The sequence below is a fragment of the Marinilactibacillus sp. Marseille-P9653 genome, from assembly GCF_916618885.1.
Lineage (GTDB): Bacteria > Bacillota > Bacilli > Lactobacillales > Carnobacteriaceae_A > Marinilactibacillus.
This window is the reverse complement of sequence record NZ_CAKAKH010000001.1, coordinates 389,028-411,133: the sequence shown is the minus strand read 5'-3', so window position 1 is coordinate 411,133 and position 22,106 is coordinate 389,028. Positions and strand designations below refer to the sequence as shown.

At 38.1% G+C, this 22,106-nt stretch carries 18 protein-coding genes; 3 read left to right on the top strand and 15 right to left on the bottom strand.

The window, feature by feature from the left end; translation table 11 throughout:
- Positions 1 to 138 precede the first annotated feature (138 nt).
- The 4 genes from LG377_RS02020 to purE form a co-directional block, all read right to left on the bottom strand.
- Entirely contained in the window at positions 139 to 1,134 is a 996-nt protein-coding gene (locus LG377_RS02020; RefSeq protein WP_255612728.1) for a D-2-hydroxyacid dehydrogenase, read from the bottom strand.
- A gap of 253 nt (positions 1,135 to 1,387) precedes the next feature.
- Positions 1,388 to 2,683 carry an adenylosuccinate lyase gene (gene purB / locus LG377_RS02015; protein WP_225743056.1) on the bottom strand — a complete coding sequence of 432 codons (1,296 nt, stop codon included), beginning with the start codon at positions 2,681 to 2,683 and terminating at the stop codon, positions 1,388 to 1,390.
- A gap of 31 nt (positions 2,684 to 2,714) precedes the next feature.
- Positions 2,715 to 3,839 (bottom strand): 5-(carboxyamino)imidazole ribonucleotide synthase, encoded by a 1,125-nt coding sequence (gene purK / locus LG377_RS02010; protein WP_225743055.1) that lies wholly within the window; start codon positions 3,837 to 3,839, stop codon positions 2,715 to 2,717.
- A complete protein-coding gene (gene purE, locus LG377_RS02005) occupies positions 3,832 to 4,320 on the bottom strand; it encodes a 5-(carboxyamino)imidazole ribonucleotide mutase (RefSeq protein ID WP_225743054.1) in 489 nt (162 codons plus the stop codon). The genes purK and purE overlap by 8 nt, the downstream gene beginning before the upstream one ends.
- Before the next feature lie 256 nt (positions 4,321 to 4,576).
- Between purE and LG377_RS02000 the strand changes: the two genes are divergently transcribed.
- Together LG377_RS02000 and LG377_RS01995 are read left to right on the top strand one after the other, a co-directional pair.
- Positions 4,577 to 4,813 carry a hypothetical protein gene (locus LG377_RS02000; protein ID WP_225743053.1) on the top strand — a complete coding sequence of 79 codons (237 nt, stop codon included), beginning with the start codon at positions 4,577 to 4,579 and terminating at the stop codon, positions 4,811 to 4,813.
- A 1,247-nt stretch (positions 4,814 to 6,060) separates the two neighbouring features.
- Positions 6,061 to 6,720: a helix-turn-helix domain-containing protein gene (locus tag LG377_RS01995; RefSeq protein WP_225743052.1), complete on the top strand. Its 660-nt coding sequence runs from the start codon at positions 6,061 to 6,063 to the stop codon at positions 6,718 to 6,720.
- 67 nt (positions 6,721 to 6,787) lie between these two features.
- Here LG377_RS01995 and LG377_RS01990 read toward each other — a convergent pair whose 3' ends face one another.
- Positions 6,788 to 7,282, bottom strand: a complete 495-nt coding sequence (locus tag LG377_RS01990; protein ID WP_225743051.1) for a DUF5626 family protein — start codon at positions 7,280 to 7,282, stop codon at positions 6,788 to 6,790.
- A 327-nt stretch (positions 7,283 to 7,609) separates the two neighbouring features.
- On the opposite strand from LG377_RS01990, the gene LG377_RS01985 reads away from it, so the two are divergent.
- Positions 7,610 to 8,443, top strand: a complete 834-nt coding sequence (locus tag LG377_RS01985) for an HAD family hydrolase (RefSeq protein WP_225743050.1) — start codon at positions 7,610 to 7,612, stop codon at positions 8,441 to 8,443.
- A gap of 99 nt (positions 8,444 to 8,542) precedes the next feature.
- Here the strand turns inward: LG377_RS01985 and LG377_RS01980 are convergent, their stop codons facing one another.
- From LG377_RS01980 to LG377_RS01935, 10 genes are all read right to left on the bottom strand, one after another.
- A complete protein-coding gene (locus LG377_RS01980) occupies positions 8,543 to 9,268 on the bottom strand; it encodes an amino acid ABC transporter ATP-binding protein (protein ID WP_225743049.1) in 726 nt (241 codons plus the stop codon).
- Positions 9,261 to 10,724, bottom strand: coding sequence for an ABC transporter substrate-binding protein/permease (locus LG377_RS01975; RefSeq protein WP_225743048.1), 1,464 nt, complete (start codon positions 10,722 to 10,724; stop codon positions 9,261 to 9,263). The genes LG377_RS01980 and LG377_RS01975 overlap by 8 nt, the downstream gene beginning before the upstream one ends.
- A gap of 431 nt (positions 10,725 to 11,155) precedes the next feature.
- Positions 11,156 to 12,781, bottom strand: a complete 1,626-nt coding sequence (locus tag LG377_RS01970; protein ID WP_225743047.1) for an alpha-glucosidase — start codon at positions 12,779 to 12,781, stop codon at positions 11,156 to 11,158.
- 24 nt (positions 12,782 to 12,805) lie between these two features.
- The gene (gene pgmB, locus LG377_RS01965; RefSeq protein WP_225743046.1) at positions 12,806 to 13,468 is read right to left on the bottom strand and encodes a beta-phosphoglucomutase; all 663 of its coding nucleotides are present in this window, start codon (positions 13,466 to 13,468) and stop codon (positions 12,806 to 12,808) included.
- 55 nt (positions 13,469 to 13,523) lie between these two features.
- Positions 13,524 to 15,791, bottom strand: a complete 2,268-nt coding sequence (locus LG377_RS01960; protein ID WP_225743045.1) for a glycoside hydrolase family 65 protein — start codon at positions 15,789 to 15,791, stop codon at positions 13,524 to 13,526.
- A complete protein-coding gene (locus LG377_RS01955; RefSeq protein WP_225743044.1) occupies positions 15,792 to 16,625 on the bottom strand; it encodes a DUF1189 family protein in 834 nt (277 codons plus the stop codon).
- Between the two features lie 35 nt (positions 16,626 to 16,660).
- Positions 16,661 to 17,518, bottom strand: a complete 858-nt coding sequence (locus LG377_RS01950) for a sugar ABC transporter permease (protein WP_225743043.1) — start codon at positions 17,516 to 17,518, stop codon at positions 16,661 to 16,663.
- Position 17,519: 1 nt separating this feature from the next.
- Positions 17,520 to 18,851: a sugar ABC transporter permease gene (locus LG377_RS01945; RefSeq protein WP_305067545.1), complete on the bottom strand. Its 1,332-nt coding sequence runs from the start codon at positions 18,849 to 18,851 to the stop codon at positions 17,520 to 17,522.
- Positions 18,852 to 18,932: 81 nt separating this feature from the next.
- Entirely contained in the window at positions 18,933 to 20,216 is a 1,284-nt protein-coding gene (locus tag LG377_RS01940; RefSeq protein ID WP_225743042.1) for an extracellular solute-binding protein, read from the bottom strand.
- A gap of 113 nt (positions 20,217 to 20,329) precedes the next feature.
- The gene (locus LG377_RS01935; protein ID WP_255612727.1) at positions 20,330 to 22,090 is read right to left on the bottom strand and encodes a glycoside hydrolase family 13 protein; all 1,761 of its coding nucleotides are present in this window, start codon (positions 22,088 to 22,090) and stop codon (positions 20,330 to 20,332) included.
- Positions 22,091 to 22,106: the final 16 nt, after the last annotated feature.

The following is a 22,106-nucleotide window of genomic DNA, read 5'->3' as shown; positions in this document are numbered from 1 at the left end:
TAACACGGCTTCAAAATTCTTGCAAGCGTTTTTTTAAATTTATTTCAGAATTCTATATTTCCCTTTATACACCAAATTTTTCACCTTTTACTTGAACTTATCTAGAGAGACTTTTCTTTTAAAGCCTCTCTGAACAGATTAGTATACTTCGTTCTCGCTTGTTTCTGTTTGCAAAATATCTAGAGCACTTCCTAATGAGATATCGACCATATTTTGAACAGCAACTGTTGTGTAAAACCCAATATGAGGTGTGATCAATACATTGTTCATTTTCATCAACGTTTCAAGATCTTGATCTGGTAAGGATTGATTTTTGAAATCGAAATTAAAGAAGTGTTGCTCGTTCGGCAAGGTATCTAAAGCTGCTCCCGCAATCTTTTTCTCTTTCAAAGCTTCTATTAAGGCTTTGATATCGACTATTGGACCTCGAGCGGCATTAATCAAATACGCATCTGATTTCATTTGTGTCAGTGCTTCTGCATCAATTAGCTGAGTCGTTGACTCATCTAATGGTACGTGCAAGCTAACAATATCCGATTTTTCTAAAACAGATTGCTGATCTTTTTCATAAGTAAGGATTTCTTTAAGCACTTCTCTAATAATTGGATCATAAGCTATAACATCCGCGCCTAATGCATTGAATAACCGAGCAGCTGTCCCGCCAATTTTTCCTGCGCCGATAATCCCGACAGTTAAGGTATTGATTTCTTTCGCAATCATTCCGCCCCAACGAAAGTCTCCCTTATTCATCTGATCTTCGACAATTGGATTATTTCGAATCAGTCTCAATGCCTGCATAACCACTAGTTCCGCTACTGATGTTGGAGAATACGCTGGAACATTAGTAATCTTTAAGTGGTATTTTTTTGCTAGGTTTAAATCTATAATATCGTAGCCCGCAGTACGTAAAGCAATTTGTTGAATCCCGAAAGATGCTAATTTTTGGTAGATTGCTTCTTCTGTTAGATCAATCCTCTGCTGCAGGCAAACACCTGCATACCCGTCTACTAGCTCTACTGTTTCGAGCGTCAAAGGATCTGTTACCATTGTGACTTCTACGCCGTTACGCTTTTCCCAAGCCTTTACAGCTGGCTCTTCATCTTCTCTTACGCTAAACATAATCAATTTCATCAATCATTCTCCGCTCTATCCTTAATGAAACCAGTTTAGCATTGGTTTTCGTCTGACTCAACTCAGGTGACTGATTCCTCTACAATTCTAGATTGTAAACTCGTTAGATTTCCTTTTCATCAACTCTATAAATCTACACAAATTATTTCTTGGATACTATAGTACTTGGACTGTCCAAAAACTCGAAACGATATCTATCCTTCTTATGTAAAAAGCCCTCTGTATAGAAAATTGTCCACACAAAAGGCTTATCTTATTATCCTAAACCGACTCTTTCAAATATTTCATCTACATTTTTTAAATGGTAATTGTAATCAAATGCTTCTTCTACTTCTTCACCAAATAGATGAGACATGACCGTTTCATCTTGTTCCACTAAAGTTCTGAACGCTTTCTGCTCATCCCACGCAATTGCTGTTAGTGGCTGAACCAAGTCATATGCTGCTTCACGACTTAAGCCTTTATCGATCAGTTTAAGTAGTACACGTTGACTATAGATTAAGCCTAGTGTTGCATCCATATTGCGTTTCATATTTTCCGGGAAAACAGTTAGATTACGGACAATGTTTGAGAAACGGTTCAACATGTAATTCAGCAATGTTGTACTGTCAGGTAAAATAATCCGTTCCGCTGAAGAATGAGAAATATCTCGTTCGTGCCAAAGCGTGACATTTTCGTAAGCAGTGACCATGTGCCCACGAATAACACGCGCAAGACCGGCCATATTTTCAGACCCAATCGGGTTCCGTTTATGTGGCATTGCTGAAGAGCCTTTTTGTCCTTTAGCAAAACCTTCTTCTACTTCTCTTGTTTCAGATTTTTGAAGCCCTCTAATTTCAGTTGCGAACTTCTCTACACTTGTCGCAATCAAAGCGATGGAACTAACATACTCTGCATGCAAGTCACGCGGGAGGACTTGTGTTGAGATTTCTTGTGGACGCGTTCCTAATTTTTCGCAGACATATTTTTCGACGAATGTCGGGATATTCGCAAATGTTCCAACGGCTCCACTAATTTTCCCTGCTTCTACACCTTCAGCAGCATGTTCAAAGCGTTCAATGTGACGTTTCATTTCTGAATACCAAAGCGCCAACTTCAATCCAAATGTTGTCGGCTCTGCATGAACCCCATGCGTTCTACCCATTGTTACAGTATGCTTGTGCTCTTTCGCTTTTTCTCCAATAACTTCAAGAAGTGTCTGTAGGTCTTTACGTAAGATATCATTGACTTGTTTTAACTGGTATCCGTAAGCTGTATCAACGACATCCGTACTAGTCAAACCGTAGTGAACCCATTTTTTCTCTTCACCAAGGGATTCTGACACTGCACGGGTGAAAGCTACAACATCATGTCTCGTTTCTTTTTCAATTTCTAAAATGCGTTCAATATCAAAAGAAGCGTTCTCGCGGATTTTCTTTACATCTTCTTTAGGGATTTCACCAAGTTCTGCCCAAGCTTCATCTGCTAAGATTTCTACCTCAAGCCAAGTATTATAGCGATTTTCTTCTGACCATAGTTGTTTCATTTCCGGTCTCGTATAACGTTCGATCATATGATTACTCCTCATTTTTCACTCTATAAGTTTAGAATTTCCATATTCCAGTATCTTCAACTTCGTTTAAAGTCTGATTCACGTCATCGGTAAGTATGGTGATATGGCCCATCTTGCGCCCGACTTTTGCCTCTGATTTCCCATAGTCATGGACATGCCAGCTAGGCTGCTGTTCATTCAACTCATGTGCACGCTCTAGATGTTCGCCTAGAATATTAACCATCACTGCTGGTTTCAATAGCTCAACTTCCGGAAGGCTGTACCCACATATTGCTCTTATATGCATATCAAATTGCGAGTCTGTACAAGCTTCGATTGAATAATGACCAGAATTATGCGGTCTAGGTGCCAGTTCGTTTGCGTAAAGTTCTCCCTGCTCTGTTACAAAGAGCTCAATGCCAAGTACGCCTACCAAATTTAATTGATCCGCAATCGTTTCAGCAATCTGCTTAACTTCTTTCTGTAAATCTTTAGATATTCTAGCCGGTACAATACTTTTTAGTAAAATATTATTTTGGTGGATATTTTCAGAAACAGGGAATACAGCAATCGTGCCTCTTTCATTTCTTGTTACCATCACGGAGACTTCCATTTGAAAAGATACCCACTTCTCAAGAATACAGGTCCCTTGTTCAAGCAAAGTTGCGGCTGATTCAATATCCGAAGATTTCTTCAGTACAAACTGACCTTTGCCATCATATCCTCCCTGGATCGTTTTCAGAACTGAAGGATAGCCTATCGTCTCACTTTGATTCTTTAAATCTTCTATAGAATCAATTCTAGCATAGGATGCAACTGGAATGCCCGATTTTTTTAAAAACTCTTTTTCTTTTAATCGATTTTGTGTAATCAATAATAAATCTGTGCCTTGAGGTACATGAACTTGATCCATAACGCGTTCAATCGTACTAGCATCAACGTTTTCGAATTCATAAGTCAGTACGTCACATTGTTTTGCCAGACTTAATAAAGCTTCAGCATCATCGTAATCTGCTTCAATATGCCAGTCCGCTACTTGAGCAGTCGGGCAATTTGGAGTAGGATCTAAAACGCCTACTTGATAACCTCTTTCTTTCGCAGAAAAAGCCATCATACGCCCTAGTTGTCCTCCACCAATAATACCTATCGTACTATGAGGTTTGATCAAATTAGACAAGCGCTTCACTACTTTCTATTACAGTTTGTTTTAACCGTTCTCTACGTGATTCTATTCTATCAGCTATTTTAAGATTCGTTATTCCTAGTATCTGGGCTGCAAGCAAGCCAGCGTTGGTTGCTCCAGCTTTCCCAATCGCTACTGTTGCTACAGGAACACCTCCTGGCATTTGTACAATAGAAAGCAAAGAATCCAGTCCATTCAATGTACGAGACTGCACCGGAACACCAATTACTGGTAGAGTCGTCTTAGCCGCAACCATCCCTGGAAGATGCGCAGCCCCACCTGCGCCAGCGATAATCACTTTGATTCCTTTACTTCTTGCTGACTCCGCGAACTCAAACATTAAATCAGGAGTACGATGGGCGGACACGACGGTCTTGCTGTATCCTATTTCCAGTTCATCCAGTATTTCACAAGTATATTTCATGGTTTCCCAGTCTGATTTACTTCCCATAATAACAGCTACTTCTACAGACATGATGCGCCTCCTACAGATTGATATTTACACTTTTTATAAACCATTCTTCTATATTCTAGCAATAATCCCTTTTTTTAAAAAGCATTAATCGAACTTTAATCGATAAAAACAATAAAATGTTCGTTTTTTAATCAAATTAAAATTAGCATTTTATTTTCACAAGTAGATTTAAAAACTCAAAGATAGGATTTCGAACCTAATTTTTAGCACAAATAGAGCTTTTCAAAGTATAATAATGACAAAGGAGCTGGACAGTATGAGTGATCGAGATAGGCAAAACAAACATGATCGAGACAATAATATTAGTAGTTCCATGTACTCGAGGGTGAACGTTGGTAATAATTTAAACAACAGTAAAAACGGAACGCGCCACACTGAAATTGCAGGTAGCATGAATAATCCGGATGAAAAACTTGAAAACTTGAAAATACCCGTTCAAGTTCTCGTTCATTTCTTTACACTGTATTATTTTTCTGTTAGGTGTTGGTTTTAGTTTCGCTTATATGTATTTATCGGCGTTGTTGTTTAATGATTACTTGACTAGCCTAGAATCAAAAAAACTACTCCCTACAATATTCTCTCTCACTTTACCCTTTGTGTTGGGCTTTTTAAGTGTAAAAGGCTTATTAGCTTTAGTAGCCAAATTTTTCAAACGACCTCTCTAGTTTATTTATTTAAGTAATATAAAAAGAGTTAAGACAACAAGTTTTTAAACGTTGTTGTCTTAACTCTTTTTTCTGTACGATTACCTTTATAAAGTATACTTATTTCAAACGAGACAACCGCTATTTTTTGTGACCGTTAATTTCTCTTGCTTTTGTTATCAGCTGATTAGTTATATGTTCATTGAATTAACGATTAAAAGACACTGTATATTTTTTCAATAACACTAATGCAGTGAATTGCAGTAAAATTACTACAATCCATAGATATTCAAAGTTTGATATCAAGTTAGAACAGAGCGTAGCTAATATAACAAGCATCACACATATCTTTGTAATCATTTGTAACTTCTTTGACTGAAGACATTTGGACTCTAGTTCTAAATACGCAATGAACTTTGAAAACAGGTAAAGCGGGTAAACGAACAGGTAAATATGCACAAACAACAAAGTTGCTGCTAATAAATAAGCGTCTATATAGTTAAAGGTGATATTGTCAATTGAAACTCCAAAGATCCGACAAAACAATAAAACCAAGTTCAGCGTAAGGTAAAACCAAAGTGAATCTTTCATGTATAATTCATCCGCTTCTTCACTGTTTTCAATACCCAAGCGTAAGAAAAGGTACCCAATAAAATTTGTACAAATATAGATTAAACTATAGTCAAACAACGTGAAGTTAAATTTTAGAAAAAGCAACAAAAAACCGGATAAGATTAAATACATAGTCTGTCCTTTCTGGATCATTTTTTCAATTATTATCATTCGTCATCATTGTATCTAATTATGATTATGCACAAACGAAACGAATAGGGGGAGCAACGCTTCGTTGCCCCTCTTAAAACACTTGATATATCAACGTTTTATTGGTTAAGTTTTAAAAACCATTTTCACTAATTCGACTTACTGTGACAACTATTTTACTTTATCAAGGAGTGACCCAGTCTCTTGATTTTGAAGTGAATCGTCAAATAAAACAAAAAGTCATATTTGTTCAATATAAACTGAAAAGAACAGAACAAAGCCTTTCCTTGCATTAATCTATATAGTAAAATAATCAGTAAATAAGGAGGTGATTATGATGGAATTTCCAGAAAGACTCAAACAGTTACGTCTGGATAAAGGCTATTCACAAACGGCGCTTGCAAATGAACTTTATGTCACGCGGCAAGCCATTTCCAAGTGGGAACGTGGACTTGGTAAACCAGATCATGAAACATTAAAACAAATTAGTTGTTTTTTCAATATTTCGATAGATAATTTACTAAGTGATTCAGTCGATTTAGAGCCTAATTTAGAACCGATTTCTACTGGTGTTGTCTTAGAACAAGCTCTGCCTTTGAATACTATAGCTGAGGAAACCTACATAACCGAACCTGTCGAGAAAGAAAGTACTCTTTCTAGTCCGTCTTTAAAAGATCGTTTGAACATTCGCTTAAAATCATTAGATAGTCATTTTATGATGATGAGTTTGATTTCTTTATTTCCTATAGTCATCCATCCATCGACACTTCTATTATCCTTTCCAATTATGTTGTTGGCTTATTTATACAATAAAAAGCGCGTTTATTATGCTTTAGCTATTATTGCTTCTCTCTTATTAGTTTCACTGGAAACTTATGGCTATTTTGGCGCTAAGTTCGGCTGGTTTACCAATTACGAAGTGATTCTTCTAGATGAAGACCTTGAAAATATTCAGACTGATGAACCAAGTGAAGATGAAAACATCTCTAAATGACAACGTCCAAAATAAATGAACTGCTTGTATACTACTGTCTTCCGAACTCTGTGTATAGGTAGTTTTTTTATTTGGAGATAATGAGTTGACTCCCATTGATCGTTGAAACCAACTTTCCACTTTTATCCGAACCGATTAAAGGACTGACTTTAAATTCCAAACGTGCTCTTTTATTGGAACTTTCTCTGATCAGTTTTCTTTGCGATATTTTTCCAGATAATGGCGTAACTTTAGATTCAAATGCTCTAGTAATGAGTCGGTTGTTTACTGTAATCTTATAGCTTGCATCCCAATACAGCGGCAACGAACCTTTTACTAAGTAGGTCTTGTTTTCTAGTTCTAACGATGAACTAACCCTATTAAAAGATTGATTTTGAACGGGTTCATCGATTTCAACTATCGTCACCAATAAATCAATACCTGATTCTGTTTCGATATATGCAGACTGTTCTCCTCCGACATTCATATCATATGAAAAAACTTCGCTGGCTTCTACCGTCTCATTCATCGAAATCGTATTCCAACCCATAGCCCAGATTGATGCTAATAAAATGGTTTTCATTTATACTCCCCCTTTAAATTTCATTATATCTCTCTACTATTTAGAAGAAAGAACTATCTGCTATTCAGGGGGCAACGATTCGTTTCCCCCTTGACACCATGAGGTTTATGGGAGTTACCGGACGATGCTCCATTCAATCATTGTGTTGGAATTGAACACGACTTTTTATAATTTTTATAGATTCAAAAACGTTTATCTTACATAAAAATTTTGATTCAGTTGAACTCTTATCGAGAATAGCTTACGATTATGTAGTAAGTATCTACGGATTCGAAAAACATTTTCTGTTCAATACTTAAATGAAGCATATGACGAAGAGGTGAACGTATGGAAAAGCAATTCATATTTCTAGATGTAGATGGGACACTTTGCACTTCAGATGGGACCGTTTCTACACGCACCAAAGAAGCAATTCAAAAAGCACATGTAAATGGCCACCGCTTTTTTATCTGCACAGGTAGATCGAAAGCAGAGTTAACCGACGAAGTTTTATCTTTACCGATTGATGGTATTATTGGAGCGGGCGGAGGATACTGCGAAGTCGATGGTAAAGTCGTATTTCATAAAGTTCTCGAAAAAGACGGATTACTCGATTTAGTTTCCTATTTAAAAGAACATAAAGTAGAGTATTATCTAGAATCTAACGATGGTCTATTCGCGAGTACAAATTTGAAAAACTTACTCAACGAAATGACGTTAAGAGACAACCCTGACAAAGGTCCGGAAGCACTTAAAGCAATCACATGGTTCACAGATTTATTGATTGAAGACGAGAGTCAGATTGACTATGATCACATTAATAAATTAAGTTTTGTAAATCAGACGATTCCTTTCCAAAAAATCTATGACCGTTACAGTAAAGATTTCCAGGTTATTCCGACAACTGTTTCTGCTTTTGGTAAAGAAAGTGGCGAAGTTGGCGTTAAAAATATTCATAAACAAACTGCTATAGAATATGTACTGCATTACATGAATGAAGATAAAGCCCACACGATGGCCTTTGGTGATGGTCATAATGATGTTGAGATGTTTGCGGCTGTCCGTTACGGTATTGCAATGGAAAATGCTAGTGAACAATTGTTAGCTGTTGCAGATGAAGTGACTACATCAAATAATTCTGACGGTATCGCCATTGCTTTAGAGCGTCATGGATTGATTTAAGCTATGACGCTGGAAACACTAAAAAACACTCCAGAAACTTTATCAGTTAAAGTTTCTGGAGTGTTTTTGGTGCCCTTCGTTCTAGTTAAGAACTAGCTTTTAAAGAATTTTCGCTAAGAAATCTTTTGTTCTTGGATGTTGAGGATTTTGGAATATTTCGTCCGGTGTGCCTTGTTCAACAATATAGCCGTCATCCATGAATAGTACGCGATCGGCTACTTCTCTCGCAAATCCCATTTCATGCGTTACAACCACCATGGTCATCCCAGATGTAGCCAATTGGTTCATAACGTTTAAAACTTCTCCAACCATCTCAGGATCTAGAGCCGAAGTTGGTTCATCAAATAGCATGACGTCTGGATCCATTGCTAAAGCACGTGCAATTGCCACACGCTGCTTCTGCCCACCAGACAAACTAGATGGATACGCATCTAACTTGTCGCCTAGCCCTACTTGTTTGAGTAATTGACCAGCTTTTTCCTCTGCCTTAGATTGATCTATCCCTTTACTTTGTACCGGTGAAATCATTAGATTTTTCTGTACAGTCATATGCGGGAATAAATTGAATTGTTGGAAAACCATACCCATTTTTTGACGCAATTGATTCAGATCCTGCTCTTTTAGTCCAGTCAACGGTGTGCCTTCAAATACTATTTCCCCATCAGTAGGTTCTTCCAATAGATTCAAGCAACGCAAGAATGTTGACTTCCCGGAACCAGAAGGACCGATAACAACAACGACTTCCCCTTGGTTAATTTCTTCATTGATATCTTTTAATACTTCATTTTTTCCAAACGATTTTTTTAAATGTTTCACACTAATCATGATTCATTCTCCCTTCAAAGTGGTTCAAGATTTTCGTTAACGTAAATGTCAGGAAGAAATAAATCAGCATCGTTATGAATAATGGCAAGATTCCTCGGAAAGACGCGGAACGAACGATTCTCGTTTGGAAAATCAGTTCGCTAACACCGATAACCGATACGATTGAAGATTCCTTGATGATTGTAATAAATTCATTCCCAAGCGCTGGCCAGATGTTCTTTAATGCTTGCGGGAATAAGATATACCGCATTGTTTGGTTTTTACTCATTCCTAAACTACGAGCCGCTTCAGATTGACCTGAGTCGACCGAGTTCAACCCACCACGGATAATCTCACAGATATATGCCCCACTGTTTAGTGAAACAGCAATAATCCCTGCTGTTAGTGCTGGAAGATCAAAGAACACACCTGCACCAAAATAGATAAACATAACTTGAATCAATAGCGGTGTTCCTCTGACAAATTCTACATATGAAGATGCGAGAAAGCGAATCACAAAATTTTTCGTCAGTCTCATGAGAGATAAGAAGAAACCAAGCACCATCCCTACTAACACACTAATCACTGAAATGAGGATCGTGACATACATCCCATCAGCGAAATATGACCAATAAGTGCCTAGAAAGTTGTCAGATACGTCTTCTTCCGATGTACCAGCCATATATTCTCCAGCTGTTCCAAGATATTCCTCAATCAGATTTTGATCTAAGATTTCTCCCAAACTTTCATTAACGGCTGCCGCCAGCGAGTCTTCGCCTTTACGCATAGCAATCGCTGAACCTTGGTCTTCTTCATCTAATTCAAAGTCTCCTTCGAATGTATAAAGCGTGCTGTCATTTTCAGCGTGAGCTACTGCATTCGGTCCTTGCATCACGATGGCTTCAATACGATTTGTCTGTAGAGCTAAAATCAAGTCATTAATATTTCCTAGCTGCATTAATTCTACATCTGGAATTTGTTCTGCCAACTGCTCTTGCAATGAAGCAGTCTGAACGCCGACTTTTTGACCTCTTAAAGATTCTACGGAATCATAAATCCCTTCATCTTCCGCTTGAACCATGATGTTCTGGAATGTCTGGTAATAGATATCAGAGAAGTTTACACTTTGCCGACGTTCTGCCGTAGGTGTCATTCCTGCTACGATCATGTCAATATTATTGGCTTCAAGAGCAGGAATCAGACTATCGAATTCCATATCTCTGATGACAAGTTCGACACCCATATCGTCCGCAATTTTTCGAGCGATCGACATATCCATACCAACGAGTTGCTGTTCACCATCAACTTCTGCATAGAATTCAAACGGCGGAAAATCTCCACTTGTACCAATAACAAGTTGCCCCTTCTCTTGTACACGGTCTATTGAACCATCTTCCGCGTAAACCGACTGTGTCGGGACTAGAAGTGTTACTGCCAAAATAAAAAAGGCTATAAATGCTTTAAACGATTTCTTCATCTGTTTGTCTCCCCTGATACTAAGATCAATGTATTTGTATACTTTTCGTATAATCCAACCTCCTATTTATAAGGGGTGTTGAAAAGAATCATATCATTATATAAATAATTATGCAACAAAATAAATATAAAAGTGTATTTGAATATGATTTATCATAATAATATACATTTAAAATGTATATTCAAATTTTTAAATATTCATATGATTCTGAATAACTTATATCTATATACTTTTCTATGTATACCTATACAAAACGTAAAGTAAGGGGTTTTTCCATTCTCCCTAATCACTTATCCATCTATTTATGATGTATAAATAACTATTATTATTCATCTTATTTCAGATATTCATTTAAACATATACTTCATATTTCAGACAAAAAAACCATCTAGATCTGAATTAGATCTAAATGGTTTCTATTTAGATAACTGTTACTGGGTGACATTTTCTATCACAAAACACTCATACGGTTTTAACGTCCATTCAGTTGAGTCAACTTGTTTTCTATTATAATTACTAAATCGTATACTGGCTTTTTCCGAAGTCTCTGGCAATTCAATCGATACGGATTCTTTTGAGAGATTCGCGACAACGATGATTTTATTGCCTTTATGCGTTCTTTCATAAGCAAATACTTGTTGATGATTTGGAAGTAATAAGTTATACGCTCCTAAAACAATAGTCTCATTTTCTTTTCTATATTGAATCAACTCTTTGTATGTGTAAAAAGTTGATTCTTGATCCGCTAGTGCTTGCTCAACATTGATTTGATTGTGGTTTGAATTGACTGCAATCCACGGTGTTCCTTTTGAAAAGCCAGCATTCATTTCGTCATTCCATTGCATAGGTGTTCGAGCATTGTCTCGGCCTTTATGGTTAATGGCGTTTAAAAGCTCTTCTGACTGTTTCCCGTTTTCAAGTTCCTCTTTGTACATATTGATACTTTCAATATCTTTGACTTCTGAGATATCTTTTACCAGACGATTCGTCATTCCAATCTCTTCGCCTTGATAAATGTAAGGCGTCCCTTTCATCAAATGCAGTAGAACTGCAAAACATTTTGCGCTTTCCACACGGTATTCTTGATCATTTCCCCATCTTGAAACGACTCTAGGTGTGTCATGATTATTCCAGAACAGACTGTTCCAAGCCAAATCACTTAACGCTGTCTGCCATTTTGATAATACTGTTTTCAGCTCTACTAAGTCCAACTCTTTAAGTGCCCACTTACTTTCAGGTTCTTGATCTAAAGTTATATGTTCAAACTGGAAAACCATAGATAGTTCATCCCGATCCGCACCAGAAAATAGTTCTGCGTTTTCAGGCGTAGCGCTCCAAGTCTCACCGACTGTCATGACGTCGTACTGACCAAATGTCTCGCGATTCATTTCTTGTAAGAACTCATGTAACCTCGGACCCTTATCTGTAATTTTTTCATCTGGTACTTTCCCAATTAGATCAATGACATCCATTCGGAAACCGCCAATACCTTTCTCGAGCCAGAAATTCATCATTTTGTAGATATCCTGACGCATTTTGGGGTTTTCCCAATTTAAGTCTGGTTGTTTTTTACTGAATAAATGTAGATAATATTGCTGACTATTCTCATCAAAGGTCCACGCTGATCCACTAAAAGTGGATTTTAAATCGTTGGGCTCCTTACCATCAATAGGATCTCTCCAGATGTAATAGTCTCTATATTTAGCATTTACGCCACTCTTAGCATCTTTGAACCATTCGTGTTCATCACTTGTATGATTAACCACTAAATCCATTACGATACGAATAGACCTCTTTTTTGCTTCTTCAATCAATTCGTCCATATCATCCATCGTTCCGAACTCTGGATGAATTGCCTGATAGTCACTGATATCATAGCCATTGTCATCATTTGGAGACTGATAGACCGGGCTCAACCATATTGCATCGATACCTAGCTCCTCTAGGTAGTCTAAACGTTGAATGATGCCTCTGATGTCACCTATGCCATCTCCATTTGAATCTTGAAAGCTTCTAGGGTAAATTTGATAGACTACTGCATTCTGCCACCACTTCACATCTTCACTTCCTTCATGATTGTTTTAATGAGCTTCCGCTTTTTCAACTAAAGTCTTTAAATCAAGTTCATCTGTCTGTTCAACAAAATAATCAGCTGCTTTCATTGACTCTTTTGAGCCAACGCCTACAGAAAACATCCCTGCACGATTGATTGCTTCGATTCCCGCTTCTGCATCTTCAATACCAATACATTCAGCAGGTGTCAGTCCTAGCAAATCAGCACCCTTATGGAAAATTTCTGGAGAAGGTTTTCCTTGTTTCAAGCTAGCAGGATCAACAATCCCAACGAACTGATCTTTCACCTGTAAGTGTTCAAGAATCGTTGGTGCATTTTTGCTAGCCGAAGCTACCGATAACTTAATATCCATCTTCCTTGCATCCAGTAGGAGTTGTTCCATTCCTGGACAAAGATCTGCTGGCGTGATGTTCTCAATAGAACTTTTGTATTCTTCGTTTTTTCTCGTTGCCAGCTCCTGCTTTTCTTCTTCTGTATAGTCTTTTTCCTTTTCTCCATGTTTTAAAATTAATTCTAGTGACTCCATACGGCTGATGCCTTTTAACTGCTCGTTAAACTTTCGGTCAATTTCAATTCCAATTTTTTCTGCTAGCGATTTCCAAGCTAGATAGTGGTATTCAGCTGTGTCCGTGATCACACCGTCCAGATCCAAAACAAGACCTTTAATCATTTCAATCTCCTCAATCTTTGACTTTTCGTTTTAGATTATTTCAACTTATTCTAATTTATTGAATTTCTATCTTTACCGAGTCTTCCAGTGTGACCGGCTTACCAAACACTTCAAAATTCAGTGCTTCTCCCGTTTCTAAGCGGAAAGTCACAACTGTTTTTTCAACTGTTACACTGAGTAATCTTTCTTGATAATTTAATTTAAAGGCATATTCATTCCATTGTTCTGGACAATACGGAGCAAACGATAAGCTTCCTGTTTGAGTTCGCATACCCGCAAATCCTTGAACGATTGATAACCAGCCTCCACTCATTGAAGTGATATGAAGTCCATCTTCTGTATCATTGTTGTAGTTATCAAGATCCAGTCTGGCTGTTCTTTCATACATTTCAAAAGCTTTTTCTTTTTTGCCGAGCTCAGAAGCAAGGATAGAATGAACCAATGGAGATAAAGAAGATTCATGAACCGTTAGCGGCTCATAGAAATTAAAGTTCTGTTCTTTTTCAGCTTGACTATAGTTATGATTCAAGAAATAGAGTCCTTGTAAGACATCTGCTTGTTTGATAAACGGTGATCTTAAAATCTTGTCCCATGACCAATTCTGATTGATTGGACGTTCTGATGGGTCAAGCGTGTCAACGGGTCTCAAATCTTTGTCTAGGAATGAGTCATGTTGGACAAAGATATCGAGTGCTTCATCTTTAGGCAAGTACATCTTTTCAGCAATTTCTTTCCATTGTTTTTGTTCTGTTTCATTAATACTTAACTCTTGAAGCTTCTCACTGCTCACTTTGGTTAACGTTTCTAATGTATAATTCAGACACCATTTCGCCATCGTGTTGGTATACCAGTTGTTGCTGACGTTATTTTCATATTCATTTGGCCCCGTTACACCATGAATCATGTATTGCTCGTTTCTAGCAGAATAGTGAACACGATCAGCCCAGAATCTAGAAATACCTACAAGTACATCCACACCTTGGTTTAAGAGATAGTCTTCATTACCTGTATACGTCGTATAGTTGAAAATCCCGTGTGCAATCGCACCGTTACGGTGAATTTCTTCAAATGTGATCTCCCATTCATTGTGACACTCAATTCCAGTGAAGGTTACCATAGGATACAGAGCACCTTTGAGCCCTTGCTTCGCTGCATTCTCGTAAGCTTGTTCTAATTGATTATGGCGGTAAACAAGTAACTGTCTAAAGGTCTCTTCATTTGTAACGGATAAGTACATCGGCAGGATACAAGCTTCTGTATCCCAATAAGTAGCGCCGCCGTATTTTTCACCTGTGAAACCTTTTGGCCCCACGTTTAGTCTTGGATCTTCTCCGTAATAGGTTGAAAATAACTGGAAGATATTGAACCGAATACCTTGCTGGCTTGCATCATCTCCGTCAATTTGAACATCTGCATTATTCCAGCGCGTGCTCCACTCCGTTAAATGTTCTTCTAGTACTTTTTGGAAACCCTTATCTGAAGCCCGCTCTAAGATTTGTTCAGCTTGTTGAACTTGCTTCTCAGCTTCTACATCACGGCTTGTTACGACCGCTATAAATTTGGTCAATTCTAACTGATGACCGGTTTCAAGCTTGTAGAAAAAACGCTCGCCAACATACATGGACTGTTCTTTTTCAGGATCTTTCGATTCTGCTTCTGACTCGTTACTCATCATTGTCGTAACGGTAAATCGCTCCGTACCGAAGGGATTTTCTTTTGTTTTCGTTTTTAAGAACGGGAGTGGTTGATGTCCTTTTTCAAGTTCGATCCAAAATTGTTCTTCGTAATTACTATCTTCATTCGTCACGTTACCATCTAAATGTGGAATCAACGTGATTTCTGCTGCTCCCGAAAGCATTTCCGCTTCTACTTTAACAACGGCAAGTTCTTTGGTGTGTGCACTAACGAACCGTGTGAAGTGAAATAAGATTTCTAATTGCTCTTTTTTCCAGACAAAAGAACGTCTCAGGACCCCTTCTTTCATATCTAGTTCAACTTTGAACTGCTGAGCGGTATCAACAGCAAGATCTACTTTATGTTCATCCACATAAATGTCGACTGGAATAAAGTTCGTTGCGTTGATCACTTTGCCAAAATAGTCTGGATAGCCGATTTTCCACCAGCCAACCTTTGTTTTGTCTGGGAACCAAACACCCGCAATATAGGTTCCGATATGTGAATCCCCAGAATAGCCTTCTTCATAATTTCCTCTTAAACCCATATACCCGTTACCAATAGAAGTTAGGCTCTCCTGTAGCCTTTTGTTCTCTCCCACTGTATCTGAAGTCAGTTTCCATGGGTCAATTCCAAATAGTCTCTCCATTTAATCTGTCCACTCCTGTACTCTAGATTGATCTTTTTTATCGTTGAACTGTGTTTTAAAGTAAATCAGAACCAGCATAATCAGTAGTCCTGTTGTTTGGATCGTCATCATCCAGATAATATCAAACTGGATCAATCCATATAGTAAAGCTAAAATTGTTGGTAGTCCTAATCCATAAAGAATAATGGCAACAGACTCTTTATATGTCGTTATTGAAGTTAAGTGACTCTTTTTCGTGAAATAAAGAAATAACGCTGAACCTAAGGTTAATACGACTAACATGGTAAAGGTCATAAATGAAATTAAAAAAGTCAGTGCAGCTACGATATAGATACGATTATTCACTCTCCATTGTCGATTTAGTTCTGTTTTCACTTCTTCTACTGAAGCAGATTCCACCGAAAAGTCTTTTGTATAGCGCACTTTTAGTTCAGGTTGTGCATGTTCCCTGATCGTAAACTCCGTTGGACCAAATGCTACAGCGACATCACTGTCGATCAACGGATTATCTGACTGATCAATGAGTACTAGCCCGTCTGTTTTTGTCTGAAGAGTAGACTGCTCAACGATTAATCTGCCTTCTTCTACAGGAACTTTAGAGAGTGCCTCTGCAGCTTCACCGTCAATTAGGTTAAAAGCTTCTGGATAAAACTGCTCAACACCAATTGTGTCTGTCTGCGCAAAGTTCAATGAAACTGGAATCGTGATCAGTGCATTCAAAAAGATCAAGACGATTACAATGGTCGGCCATCCAATCGCATGGCGATTAAAAAAAGCACGTTTAGGTGTGAAAATATTTGTGAAATAATTTAATGGAAAGCTGTCTGTTCTCATATTCATTCCTACTTTTTAAAATCATTTTTTGTACATTAACCTTTTGTTCCACCTGCTGTTAATCCAGATACAAAGTGTTTTTGTAGATAGAAGAACAAAATACAGATTGGTAAAGCAATTAAGATGGCTCCCGCAGCGAATAACGTGACACGTTGGTCTCTAGGATTACTGATAAACGTTTGTAGGCCAATCGCTACTGTATAGAGTTCAGGTGTTCTGAGCAAGAACCTTGCTAACATATATTCTCCAAAAGGACCCATAAACGCCCAAAGCGCTTGAACAGCGATCATCGGTTTAACGAGTGGAAGAATAATTTGCCAGAAAGATCTCAAGTGTCCGGCACCATCTAATTTAGCTGATTCGTCTAACTCCAGTGGAACAGTATCGAAATACCCCTTCATGAGCCAGGTGTTCATAGGTATCCCCCCACCGATATAAATAACCGTTAAGAACCAGTGTGAGTTCAGCCCACCAACAAGGAGTGCCATAACGTAGAAAGCAGTCAAAGCCGCTGTTGTTGGAACCATTTGAATAATTAAGAAGAACTTAATACTTTGTTTTCTTCCAATGAAACGATAACGACTATATGCGTAACCCGCTAATGTAATCGCAGCTACCTGAATAATCATGGTAGTTCCGGCAACTTTTAAGGTATTCAAGTACCAAGTACCATAAAGCGTATTATTAAATAATCTTGAAAAATTTGCCAGAGACCAAGGTCCTGAGAAATTCAAATCGAAAGCCATAATATTCCCTGTTCTGAACGCGGAAGTAACAGTGATCAAAAGAGGGTAAATAATCACGATCGACATCCCGATTAGATACGCATAAGAAAAGAATTTATTCCAGAAACGAGAATTTTTCTGTGTTTTAATTCGTTTTGCTTTTTTCATGTTAATCCTCCATTTCAAAAGCACGTGTCCGACTGAAAATAACCATTGAAATCGTAATAACAATTGCAGAAATGATTAATGTCACGGCTGCTGATATGTTATATTGTGGAGACGTTCCGGTCGTTAACTTGTAGATCCACGAAATCAAAATATCTGTCGATCCTGCTCCGCTTCCTACACTTCCGGGGCCACCCTCGTTAAACAGGTAAATCAAGTTAAAGTTGTTGAAGTTTCCTGTATATTGTGTGATAAAGATGGGTGCAGCCACTGCGAAAATATGTGGCATTGTGATATGTCTGAATTTTTGTAAAGCTGTTGCGCCATCAATAACAGATGCTTCATACCAGTCATTTGGTATAGACTGTAAAATGCCTGATGTCAAAACATAGATATAAGGATAGCCGACCCAGCCTTGAATCATAATGATTGCGATCTTTGTCCAGAATGGATCTGTTTTCCAAGATATTGCAGGAATTTCAAGGAACGGAATGATCTGGTTAAAGAACGGGATAACTTGCGTATTGATTGCTCCAACACTTGGGTTGAAGATATTTGAAAAAGTCAAAATAGTAATAAACGCTGGAACTGCCCAAGGTAACAGCATAATGACACCAAAGAATCGGTTAAACCGAATGTGGGGTTGATTCAAAACCAGTGCTGTAAATACACCAATAACGAGCTGTAAAGTGGTTGCTGCTAGTGTCCAGATAATCGTCCACGAGAAAACTGCAAAGAACGTATCTCGATAAGTCGTTAGTGTGAAGATACTACTGAATGTCTCGAATCCAACCCAGTCGACGATATTCGCCGGTGGTACATTTTGAAAGTTGTAATTTGTAAAGGCAATAAATATGGTTACCAAAACCGGGAACACAATGGCAAAAATCATGACCAAGTAAGCGGGTATGGTTAGTAAGTAAGGGAAACCATTCTCAAATACACTAATTGCTGTATCTTTGACGGTATAGTTCACCGTGTTCGGACTAATGACTCTTTTTTTAGCAACACGATGCGCATCCATCATGACAGCTGCTGTAAAAATTAAATAGATAACGGTAAGGAGAATTTGAATGGTTCCTTCAATTAGAAGAAATAGCGAGTGGTCTTCTCTAGGAATCGTTCCTAAAGTAATAAGACCTTCTATAGCTCCTGCTCCAAATATGAGGAGTTCAATGACAGCTCCCATAAATACTGCCAAGAACACGATTCCTTTAAACAATTGTTTATTATAAATCTGGCCAAGCCCCGGAATAATGGATAGCCATGTCGCAGTGTGTATCTTTTTTTGATCTTGATCAGAAAGTACGATCTTATCTTTCTTTTTATTCTTCAACTGTTACACGCCCTTTCAATGATAAAAATGGCAGAGATCATCCTACTATCTCTGCCGAATCATCTAGTCTTCTATTAAAGATTAATATTTCTGTTCAATGTTGTCTTGGATAATTTGTACTGCATCGTTTGCTGACTCTTCAGCTGTTTTGTTTCCTGACCCTGCATCGAACATCATTGATTCAGCGCCTGTCCAAACTTCAGCCATTTCTGGGATGTTTGGCATGGGTACTGCATTATTATATTGCTCGATTACCGCTACTGCTAATTCATCTTCTCCAGCTTCATTGATTGTATTACGCGCATTCTGGTTAGCAGGAATTTCGTTTGTGTACTCTTCATAAAGCATCATCATATTTTCTTCATTTGTCACGAAGTCTACGAACGCTGCTGCAGTTTCATAATTTTCAGTGTAAGAAGGAACGACCCATCCTTTACCACCTGCAAATGGTGCATATTCATTTCCACTAGGTAATGTTGGAATGGCTGATACGCCAAGGTTTACGCCACTATCTCTATAGTTCGCCGCGCCCCATGGTCCGTTAATAACGGCTGCTGCATTGCCTTGGATAAATTGATCATCGATGAAATCGCCGGCACTTGTTACATCAAGCATACCTTCTGGCCATACATCGTTGAACCATTGCTGTGCATATTCAATTCCTTCGATTGCTTCCGGTGAATTTAACCCGATATCGGCAGTATCTTCGCCATCTTCTCCAAATACATATCCACCAAACCCAGAAATCAATCCGTAAGAATTATAGAAGTCTACCCAATTCGCAAGGAATGCTGTGCTTGTATCAGCTTGTCCTGAGAAGGCATATTGTTCGTCTTCTGTAAGAGCTTCCAATTCGTCGAATGTCGCTGGTGCTGTATCCATCAAATCCTTATTGTAAAAAAGGACGAGTGATTCAATAACGAACGGTGTACCGTATACAGTACCATCAACTGTTACTTGCTGTTGATCCGTCTCATCATATCGACCATCATCGACAAGTGTCATTTCAGATAAATGACCTTGTTGGCCCATTCCACCGATTCGGTCATAAGGAGATAGAAGAACATCTGGAGATAATCCAGCTGGACCATCTAGAGGTACAGCTTCTAGTGTATCGAACATATCTCGTTCAGATACGGTCACTTCAACACCATACTCTTCTTCAAATGCTGGAGCAATTGCTTCAACGAATTCTACGTAATCTTCTCCAACCCCAACTTCGATTGAACCCCCGATTTCGCCAGTTGCTGCACCTTCACCTTCTGTTTCGCCTTGTGAACCTGAACCACTGTCTGATCCATTTCCACATGCTGCAAGTAATAGTGCTGCTGAACCTGCCATTGCTATTTTATAAAATTTTATCATCTAATTTTTCCTCCTCTTACTTTCTGTACCTGTCTACATTTTCAATTATATTTCATTATAGAACCATTGCAACCGTTTTCTCGTTGTTACCGGTATCAGATTTTTATGATCGTTTAAGAGCTGATCTTTTCAAACTTGTAAAGAACATGCGACTCTGGTTTTAACGGTACAAGGCTGTCTACAATAACGGAATGTTGAGCTAGCAGATTTTCCACTTTTTTGTCTTTCAGTTCGCTCAATTCAATCCACTTTTGCTCGCTAGATTTGTTGATTAAAAGATAGAGCGCATGCGTTTCAGTTTCTTTTTTTAAAACCAATACATCGTTTTGGACTTCAAGAAAGGTAAATCGGTTTCTAGCAAGTAGTTCTTGATCTGATCGTCTCAACCTAGATAAAAGCTGGATATGTTCTTTGAAATCCACCGCTTGACTCTTAGTCCACTGCATCGGTTTTCTGTTTTCTGGATCTTCATACCCACTCATACCCATTTCCGTTCCATAGTACAGACAAATAGATCCTGGGAGCAGAAATAGCATAGTGAGACACAGTTCTGTTTTGTTTCGGTCAAAACCAGTGTATTCATATAATCTCGGTGCATCGTGACTATCCAACAACGTTAGCATCCCTTGTTGAATATTCTCTGAGTATTGCAATAGAGCCTGTACAAATTGTTCTTGAAAATCAGCTGTAGAGATTCTTCCTGCTGCAGCCCACTCAAGAATCGGTTTCCCCAATGGATAATTCATCACACCATCTAATTGGTCGCCCAAAAGCCAAGAATCTGCGTTATGCCAAATCTCTCCAACAATATAACAATCTGGATACGCACTTTTTAAACGTGATCTCAACAATCTTAAAAAAGCATGGTCAATTTCATTGACTACATCAAGACGCCAACCATCTATGCCAAAGGTTTCCACCCAATACAGCGCAACATCTATTAAATATTTTTGCACCTCTTTATTCAGTGTATTCAACTTAGGCATATTCGGTGTGAAGTGACGGTAATGCGTGTCTAAACGAATTCCCTCAGCGCTTTCCAGTGGAAATTGTTCAATATAGAACCAGTCCTTATAGGCTGATTGTTCGCCATTTTTTAAAACGTCTTGAAAGTACACAGACTGGTCTCCAATATGATTAAATACACCATCCAGTAAAATTCGTATCCCTAACGTATGCGCGTCGTCAACGAGTGATTTGAATATCTCTTTGCTTCCTAGTCTTGGATCGATTTCAAAATAGTTTTCTGTATCATATCTATGTGCAGTCGGACTTTGAAAAATCGGCGTTAAGTAAATCCCTGAGATTCCAAGATTTTTTAAATACGGCAGTTTTTTTCGTATACCTTCTAGTGTTCCATTGTGAAAATCGTACTGGCCCAGTTGTTCTTTGCTTCCCCAAGAAATATTTTCAGGATTATAAAAACGGTCTGGCATAACTTGATACCAGACTATTTCTTTAACCCACTTTGGTGCTTGAAATACTTCAGATTCATGTAAATAAGGAAACGCGAAATAACTATTGATATCATTTCCTATAAATACATCATCTGGAGAAAACCAGCCGCGTTCAATATATAGAGCCCTTTCTTCATGAGTTTCTAGTATAAATCCATAGCGCATTTGATGATTATACGGACGGTGTTCGATTTGCCAATAATCATAAAGGGTTGTTTGAAAGAGTAATTGCATTTTCGTTTTTTCTTTTTTCCAATAGTAACCTTCTGATCCTTTTACCCAGCCATCTGGATGATCTGTCAGCAAATAAACGCACTCAATATCTCGCGCAGTTCGAATGGTTAGACACATCGTTTGAACATCTTTCATGTAAGCATACGAACTATTCGCTTTATGATAGATCGCTTGTTTATTCAACATTTCTCCTCCTTTA